This window comes from Planktotalea frisia (assembly GCF_001890925.1).
Classification (GTDB): domain Bacteria; phylum Pseudomonadota; class Alphaproteobacteria; order Rhodobacterales; family Rhodobacteraceae; genus Planktotalea; species Planktotalea frisia.
Genome location: NZ_MLCB01000030.1, coordinates 1 through 8029, shown reverse-complemented (window position 1 = coordinate 8029; position 8029 = coordinate 1). Strand labels below are relative to the sequence as shown.

At 52.6% G+C, this 8029-nt stretch carries 6 protein-coding genes; 1 reads left to right on the top strand and 5 read right to left on the bottom strand.

Features of this window, described 5'->3' with window-relative positions; genetic code table 11:
• Window positions 1–29: 29 nt before the first annotated feature.
• Window positions 30–743: a glycosyltransferase gene (locus tag PFRI_RS01955; RefSeq protein ID WP_084649561.1), complete on the top strand. Its 714-nt coding sequence runs from the start codon at window positions 30–32 to the stop codon at window positions 741–743.
• Between the two features lie 262 nt (window positions 744–1005).
• Here the strand turns inward: PFRI_RS01955 and PFRI_RS01950 are convergent, their stop codons facing one another.
• From PFRI_RS01950 to PFRI_RS01930, 5 genes are all read right to left on the bottom strand, one after another.
• Window positions 1006–2001, bottom strand: a complete 996-nt coding sequence (locus tag PFRI_RS01950) for a hypothetical protein (protein ID WP_072629083.1) — start codon at window positions 1999–2001, stop codon at window positions 1006–1008.
• A 436-nt stretch (window positions 2002–2437) separates the two neighbouring features.
• Complete coding sequence (locus PFRI_RS01945; RefSeq protein WP_072629082.1) at window positions 2438–4318, bottom strand: polysaccharide biosynthesis protein; 1881 nt, start codon at window positions 4316–4318, stop codon at window positions 2438–2440.
• Between the two features lie 190 nt (window positions 4319–4508).
• On the bottom strand, window positions 4509–4919 hold the full coding sequence (locus tag PFRI_RS21240; protein ID WP_175549221.1) for a hypothetical protein: 411 nt from the start codon (window positions 4917–4919) through the stop codon (window positions 4509–4511).
• 163 nt (window positions 4920–5082) lie between these two features.
• Entirely contained in the window at window positions 5083–5724 is a 642-nt protein-coding gene (locus PFRI_RS01935) for a YjbF family lipoprotein (protein WP_072629081.1), read from the bottom strand.
• Window positions 5721–7814: a YjbH domain-containing protein gene (locus tag PFRI_RS01930; protein WP_170124906.1), complete on the bottom strand. Its 2094-nt coding sequence runs from the start codon at window positions 7812–7814 to the stop codon at window positions 5721–5723. Before PFRI_RS01930 ends, PFRI_RS01935 begins: the two co-directional genes overlap by 4 nt.
• Between the last annotated feature and the right edge of the window lie 215 nt (window positions 7815–8029).

Sequence of the window (8029 nt, the reverse complement as noted above, 5' to 3'; positions counted from 1 at the left end):
CCCGATTACATCTTAGCTGAGCCACAAACCTGTCCGAATTAGTAGGACCACTTCACCTGTCTTTGGTTGGTTCAGTGACCCCTGCATACCGCCGTCAGCTTGAGGCGCGTGCCGTGCAGCTTGGTCTGGGTGCGCAGCTGCATTTTCATGCGAGTGTGCCTGCCAGTGATGTCGCCCGCTTTATCAGTGATGCAGATATAGCAGTTCTTCCGATCCTGCCTGATGTCATGTCCCACCAATATGCGATGCCAAACAAGTTGTTCGAAGCGCTTCAAGCGGGACTGCCTATCCTGGGCGCAAATCTTGAGGAAATGTCAGAATTCATTTCGACTCATGATCTGGGCATTTGTTATGATCCTTTCTCGGCGCAAAGTTTTAGTGAGGGGCTAGAAGCAATCTTACGCAGTTCTGAAAAGGGCGCATCGCGTCGCGCGCGTATGCTTGCTGTATCACAACGTTATAGCTGGGAAGCTCAGGGCGATAAGCTGCTTTCAGTTTACAAAAGCCTAGACCTTGGGACCCATCCCATCCGCGTGGCTATGGTGGTTCCGAACCCCTGCGATCCTGATTACCGTGTCGTGAAACAGGCGCAAACGCTGGCAACCGCGGGGTATCAGGTCAAAGTTTATTGCACGCTCCCTGCAGGATCAAACTTGCCCGTATCGGAAACAATCAACGGCGTAGAATATGAACGCATCCCATTCTCGCCCAGTGCAATGATCACGCCCCGCTGGTTACGCTGAACCGTCTCTTAGCGCTAAAATTTAGGAGAGACATGGCCGATTGTTTGGATCATCAGGCGTGACCTCTGCATAGGTTGGAGGGAGCCTGACATAAGAATGTAAAGGCGAGCCACCCGAAATAGGCTTCGCAACTTAAGAGCGCGCTCAGTGTTGTTTTGGAATGCGCGTCGTCGTTGTGAGGTGAGTCAGTTTGTAGACTGCTGCCAGATTTGCCCAAACTAGGTGCTCTAACAGCAGTCTACTTTCTTATAGGATGGCGTTCTTATGCTTGAGCGGCCTTCTCGGCGGCATCTCTTTCCTTCACGAAGGAGAGCACTTTTTTACTGCCCTTAAATCCACGTTTGATCATATATTCATGATATTTAATCGCCAGATCGGTTTTGATTGGGGCCGCCGCTCGCTTGATGGTGTCGTCGTTCGCATCTGCGTATGAAGACACAAAGAAAGCACGGGGCCCTGTCAAATACTCGCCACAGTGCAGCATGGCTGAATTTGTCACCATGACATCACCTGGGTCGGCATTCGCCCAGCAAATATGACGCTCGATATTGTCGGCTTTAACAAAATCTCTTGAAATACGGGCTTGACGAAGGGTTTCGCGATGCTGGTCAAACCAAACGGTATCTTGGGTCACGCCCACCTTTTTACAGGCTTCTGCAAATTTGTTCTGATCATGCGAGAATGGGATGTATCCAAAAGACCCACCAGACCCAGCACAATAATGTAGGACACGGACAATGCGATTTTGGGGGTTTGTAAAAGCATAGCTGGAATTATCGTTTTCGACCAATGGTCGATAATCCCGATGCAAGCCACGTGCAGAATAATGCACGGCAACCGCTGAGCCAAACTCAAAGCTGTTATCTCCCAAAATTTTATTCAACACTTTTTTGAGCTTTCGATCTCCCGCATAGGGCCAAAAACGATCGTCGTTCAGGACTGGTGCGCCGCCTTTAGCCCATTGCTTGCTACCCCGAAAAACATCGTTGTAGTCCTCGGGAGAAAGACCCGAAAAGCTCTCGCAGAGCTTCGCCAAATCTTGTGATTGATCTTCGCCATAGAGACGCCTGATTTTTACAATCCCGAACTCGTCAAAAAGGGCACGAATTTTCTCAACTGAATCTGTGATGTCAGCAATGCCACAGGTCGGAATAAGGCTAAAAGGGTTTCGCCCCCTTGAAAATTCATCATAGACGCGACCAATGCGTCTTTTAGCGCGTGATGAATGGTATATTTTTTCCGGCTCAACAGATGTCATTTGAAAATCCTTTGTTGTGTAAATCAGTTTTGTCCAGTTTTTTCATATTCAATTAGAAGTAAACTGTCTACGTTTGGCGTATCACTTCTTATCCTAGCTAAGGGAGCGCCGCACCGACGGCAAATCTCTCCCATTGTTGTCTATTACGCTTTTGAACCTCTGATGCATACGCCAGAGTGCGGGACGTGACCTTACAGGTACGGCCTTTGAAAATGGCGTGAGGATATTGCTGGATGGAGAGGTCAAGAACGTCCTGTATTCGCCTGCTCTACCCTAAGGAGAATGAAGCGTCGTGTGAGCAAAGCACGTAGAATATTTTCTACGTCCAAAGAGCATGTGTGCAGCAGAAATGTTTGAGGAATGATATCCGTACAGAAATACTCAAGTTCAGAAAATATGTACGGCTTGAGGCTGAAAGCAGAAAGACAACATCGAACTAAAGCTTGGTCGTAATCTGTGTAACTGCTTCTTGGCGATGATAGCCGTCTACGCGGCTCTCGATGAGTTTGCGCAGCGCCTGTGCATTTCTGGCTTCTAACGCTTTGCTCAATTCTCGCAAAATGGCCGCAACCTCGATCTGGCTTAGCATTACTTCTTCTGCCCGCAGGATTTTATCGTGTGGTGTGCTCCTCAGACTACTGTCATTGATCAGTAATTCTTCGTAGAGTTTCTCACCAGGGCGCAGACCTATGATCTCGATCTCTATGTCGCCTTCGCCGTTTTCCAGAACGCGATGACCAGAGAGGGTTATCATCCGGCGTGCAATCTCAATCACTTTCATTGGTTTGCCCATATCCAGCACAAAGACATCGCCGCCTGTTGCAAACGCTCCAGCTAAAAGAACCAAACGGGCCGCTTCGGGGATCGTCATAAAGAAGCGCGTTACATCGGGGTGGGTCACGGTCACAGGACCACCTCGGCGGATTTGCTGCTCAAAAAGTGGCAGGACTGAGCCAGAGCTGCCCAGTACATTGCCAAAGCGCACCATGGAAAATTTTGTGTGCGTGCTGCGTGTCTGAAGATCCTGTACGATCAATTCAGCAAGGCGTTTCGTTGCCCCCATAATATTGGTGGGGCGCACGGCCTTATCGGTAGAAATCAGGATGAAGCGTTCTACGCCTGCAGCTTGCGCAGCTTCAGCAACGATTTGGGTTCCAAAGATGTTATTGCGCGCACCCTCAAGTTCGTTTTCTTCAACAAGCGGGACGTGCTTATAGGCGGCTGCATGGAGAATGATATCCACATTTGTTTCACGCAAAACCTCTTCGACGCGGGGCGCGTCGATCACAGAACCCAGCCGGGTCGTAATCTGAATATTGGTGGGATCCACGAGAGAGCGCAGCTCGCGATCAATTTGGTACAGAGCGAATTCGGAGCGCTCGAAAAGCACGATATGTGCGGGTTGAATGCTAATCAACTGGCGGCAAAGCTCGGCGCCGATAGACCCGCCAGCACCGGTCACAAGAACGGTACGCCCTGCATAGGCTTTTGCTACGTCGGGGATATCGAGATCGACCTTGTCGCGCTCGAGCAAAGCATCTGGGCAGACCGGAGCTGTGAAGTCGGACAAACCTTTGCCAGTCACCAGATCCACATAAGAAGGCATCACGTAAACTTCGCAATTCTGACCTTCGAGAGTGGTCATGATCTTGCTTTGTCGCGTTGCACTGATCGAGGGCATTGCAAGCAAGACACGTTTAATTGTGCCGTCGACCACCAAATTCGACAGGGTTGCCGGCTTTTGAACGAGCATTCCGGAGATGAGCACACCCCAAAGAGCCGGATTATCATCTACAAAAAGGATGGGCCGGACATCGCGTGACTGCCGCAGGGCAGATGCAAGCTGAATGCCTGCAACACCGGCTCCATAAATGGCAACAGGCATCGCATCACCGATCCGGCCAAGAACTGCTTGTATCAATGCTAGCGCAAGGAGGCGTGCTGATATCGTCGCCAGAAAATAAACCGCACCAAAGATAAGTGGAACAGAGCGCGGTGCCCAAAGGCCCAGCATGTAGCTTAGCATCGTTGCGCCAACCGTCAGCACCAGAGCCACGGAGCCAATGCGCCGCATCGCAAAAGCATCAAACGAATGGAGTTGAATACGGTGCAGTCTGAAACTGTAGGATGCTACGCCACCCAGTATCGTCAGAAGAGGGAACAACCCCCAAGCACTTTGCATCATTGGAAAGCTGGACGGTGTTCCAAGACGTAGCGAAAACGCCAGATAAAGTGCGAGCGGAACAAGAAGAGAGTCTATGAAAAGCCAAAGCAGTCCTTTGACACTACGCGGCATATCTCGAAGCTGGCGTTCCATAATACTTCCGATTTAGCGTTAAGATCAAAAAAATGGACTTAATAAAATAACCTTATTTTAAGATACAGTAAGCCACCCTATTGCGGCAAGCGTTGTGATGACATTGCTTTGCAACCTGTGTTGTGGCCCCCATAGAAAAAGGGCGCGCGCTTTTCAGCACACGCCCTTTAAACTTGTATCCGACTAACGCTTAGTTAGTGGAAGGTGCTGCGCCGCCTTCTTGAGCCGACAGGCCAAGCGTTACGGCAGCTGTTGCACCAACGACTGCCAAAGCTGTTGTCGTCGCTGCGAGACCACCAAGGCCAACACCAACACCAACACCAACGCCTGCGCCAACACCAACACCAACGCCTGCGCCAACTGCTGCACCGGCACCTGCGCCAACTGCTGCACCGGCACCTGCGCCAACTGCTGCACCGGCACCTGCGCCAACTGCTGCACCGGCACCTGCGCCAACTGCTGCACCGGCACCTGCGCCAACTGCTGCACCGGCACCTGCGCCAGCGCCAGCGGCACCTGGAACAACGATAACCTGCGCGTTAACGGCAGAAACGGACAGCGCCAGTACGGCAGCTGTGGAAAGAGCTGTAATAAGTTTCATTATGGGTACTCCAAACTAATAGTGCATGCATGCGGGCGCAGGATAAATCGAATCCATAGGGCTGAACAAGTGCAAACCCACAAGATGTGCTTGATTCACAAATATTCGCCTAAATTTCACCAGAAGTGCCGAATTTCAGCATCACTCAGGTATCATTCGGGCCTTACTCGGGCGGAATTTCTAACAAAATATACCCGTTGCGCACGCCTGCCCACTGTTGAGAGCGCCAGATATCGCCTGATTGATCAAGCCAATATTGATTCGTGATCGTCAGTTTCTTGCTCGCGCAGTTTTCCGAAACATGGTGTTTGCTGTGCAAATAGGTGCATTCAAAACGGGTGAGAACCTCTTGATCTTCGCCGTCCAGATGACGGTGATCACGGATCGCAGTCCCTGTACCCTGCCCTGTGATCATCGCCAAAGGCCCCTCCACAGAACTGCTCATCAGATCAAAGCCAATGCCACGTGTGCTGATCAAAAGGCCGGACTTCGTGCTGAGACCAACACCGTCGTTTCCTTGCCACGTGGTCACACCGCCATTGCGCGCAACCTCGGCCATAACGGCCGCCACTTTGAGGGTCGGGAGTTCGGCGATCACAACCGGCGCACCGATGCTGGCGCGCACCTCAGGCGTGAGACGCGTCCGCAAGATAGCAGTGGTCAACACTTGTTGCTGGCCCTTCTTGCTGACCAACTGTTGGAGATTTTTAAACAGCGTCGCGCGCAAAGGATTATCGCTGGCTGTCCCACAAGCGCTGAGCAACAATGTGCAGGCCAGTGCCGCAATGAGAGTGAAACGCGTCATCTCCAGAACCTCCCCCAGCTATCTTTCAGGGCTTTGTCATGGTGGTTTTGAACTGTGCCATAAAGCCGTCCATCGACATTCACGCGGGCCCCGCCATCGCGTGAGAGCGGCTGAATAATGGAGTCAAACGTACGTCCCGTAGGCGAGCCCACGAAGTGATCGAGCGGCACAGTAAAGAGCAGCCCTTTGTCAAAAGACCCCTCGCCAAAATCGCTGAACGGGATATCGGTGATCGTCGCATAAGCGCCCACGCGCCAGCCGTTCTTGAACGTGCGCTCCAGCTTTAGCGTGCCGCCCAGATCACCACCCAGATAACGCCCGACACTGAGCTGGCTGTGAAAGCCTTTTCCCATGTCCCAATAGGCCGTCAGATGGCCTGTGGCGACTTGGTAATCCTGAAAGCCAAAGAGCTGATTGAAATCGCGTTGACGCAGCAGGTTCGCCTCAAGCCCAATCGCAAGGCGGCTGTCCACAGGTTTCCACAAAAGCTCTGTCGAGACACCGCCATACATGGTTTCCAAATACCCGACCGTGACACGCCCATAGAGGTTCTTGCCCGGGCGGAAGTGATAGGACAGCGTGAGATCATTGATCGCCGGATCACCCGCTTGATTGTAAAGCGCCCCATCCGAGCGCACACGGCGGATCGTACTGTCCGAGCGGCGCGTGGCGGTGTGGATGTTGCCCACGGCGCGTTTGGATATCTCACCTGACAGCACAAGTCCCGGTGTGATCGTATAACTCGCACTGGCTTTGACACCGACTTCGGCGCGAATAGGACTATCGGGATCGAAATAGCTGGAGCGGATGTAAGGGCCGATGCCCCATGTGAATTTTGGATAGAGATCCTCGCGGAAAATTAGCTCTTTGGACGAGTTTGCCGCATCGGTGATCTTGGCGGCGGCATAAGACAGAGCCGCGCCGTTGCCATCATGTTCAAGCACTTCGAGGTCAGAACGCTTGAGCGTGATCTCAGAGAGCGGAATGCCGCGCGCAATCGGGATGATCTTAAAGGTCTCAACGGAATCCGGCATCACACGGGTCAGGATCCGCGCGGTACGACCGATGGCTTCGGCACTGGCGAGGTAACGCTCGTTGCGCAGGCGCAGTGTGACGGTGCTGCTGGAAATCGACATCGCTTCCAGCGCCAGACCTTCTTTGGCGAGCAGATCCTGCGTGGCTTTGCGCAGGTTCTTTTGCGCGTTGGGAATCGTGGTCCAGCCAAGGTTGTTGATGTTGTCGGGCAAGCGCACGCGCACCGGCTGGGGCGCTTTGCCAGCGCCACCGATGACAGCGGGTTCTTTGGGGTTCAGCTTGACGGTGAAGCCAAGGCCGAATTCCGTGCCATACAGATAGCTGGCGTTCAGATGGATACCTTTGACGATCTGGTAATCAAGCCCGAAGTTATAGGGCGAACGCCGCGTGAGAGCTCCGCTGTTGACCTCTTGAACGTAAGCATCCGAAGAATATTCCGCCTTGAGCGTCAGCTTGGGTGTGGCCTGCCACGCGATCCCCCCGAAAAAGGCCGCATCCCCGCGGAACCATTTCGCAGATTCAATGATCCCGCCTGTGCGGGTAAAATCCGTGGTACGGGTGTTGAAGCCTGAACTCAGTCCCCCCAGCGGATTGGCAAATCCATTGTGCGAGCCATAGCGTCCCCATCCGATACCACCTGTCACAGTGATGGTGGAAGCGAGGGTTTTGCTCGCGACAAGATATTCGCCTGAATAGACACCTGTTCCGATGAAATCTTGCAGACCAATCGCAATGGCGGGGCGATACTTGCCCTCGTCCACAAGGCGGTAACGCAGATCAAACGAGCGATCCCAGAGCGTCCCTTTGGAGCCAATGCCTTCGATGCCGGAATAGCGAAAGCTGCCCGACAGGCGCGGTGTGATTTGAAAGCTGAGCGTGGTGCGTGTCGCACCTTTGGCATAAGACAGCGATGTCGAGAGTTCTGCATCAGGCGCGCTTTGCGCACTTGGCATATCGACAAGACCCGGGGTGCCAAACGTTGTCGTGGACACGTTCTGCGCACTTAAAGAATGCGCTGCAAAACCGCTAATTGTCAGAACTAAAATACGTAACACGACGCGTGTCCTCAGGATTAATATAGCTTCCACTGATAGAGTAACCTCAGTGAGAAGTGTACTATTCAAGCTTCAAACACAGATGATACTTGAACACTGTGACTTCATAGATTCAAGCCCGTCGCCCCAAGTGCCTTCAACCAGACGTCAGGGTTATACCGCTGCTACCCCAAAACCCGAATTTTTTCATGGGTTATGACGCGGAAATTGTCTGA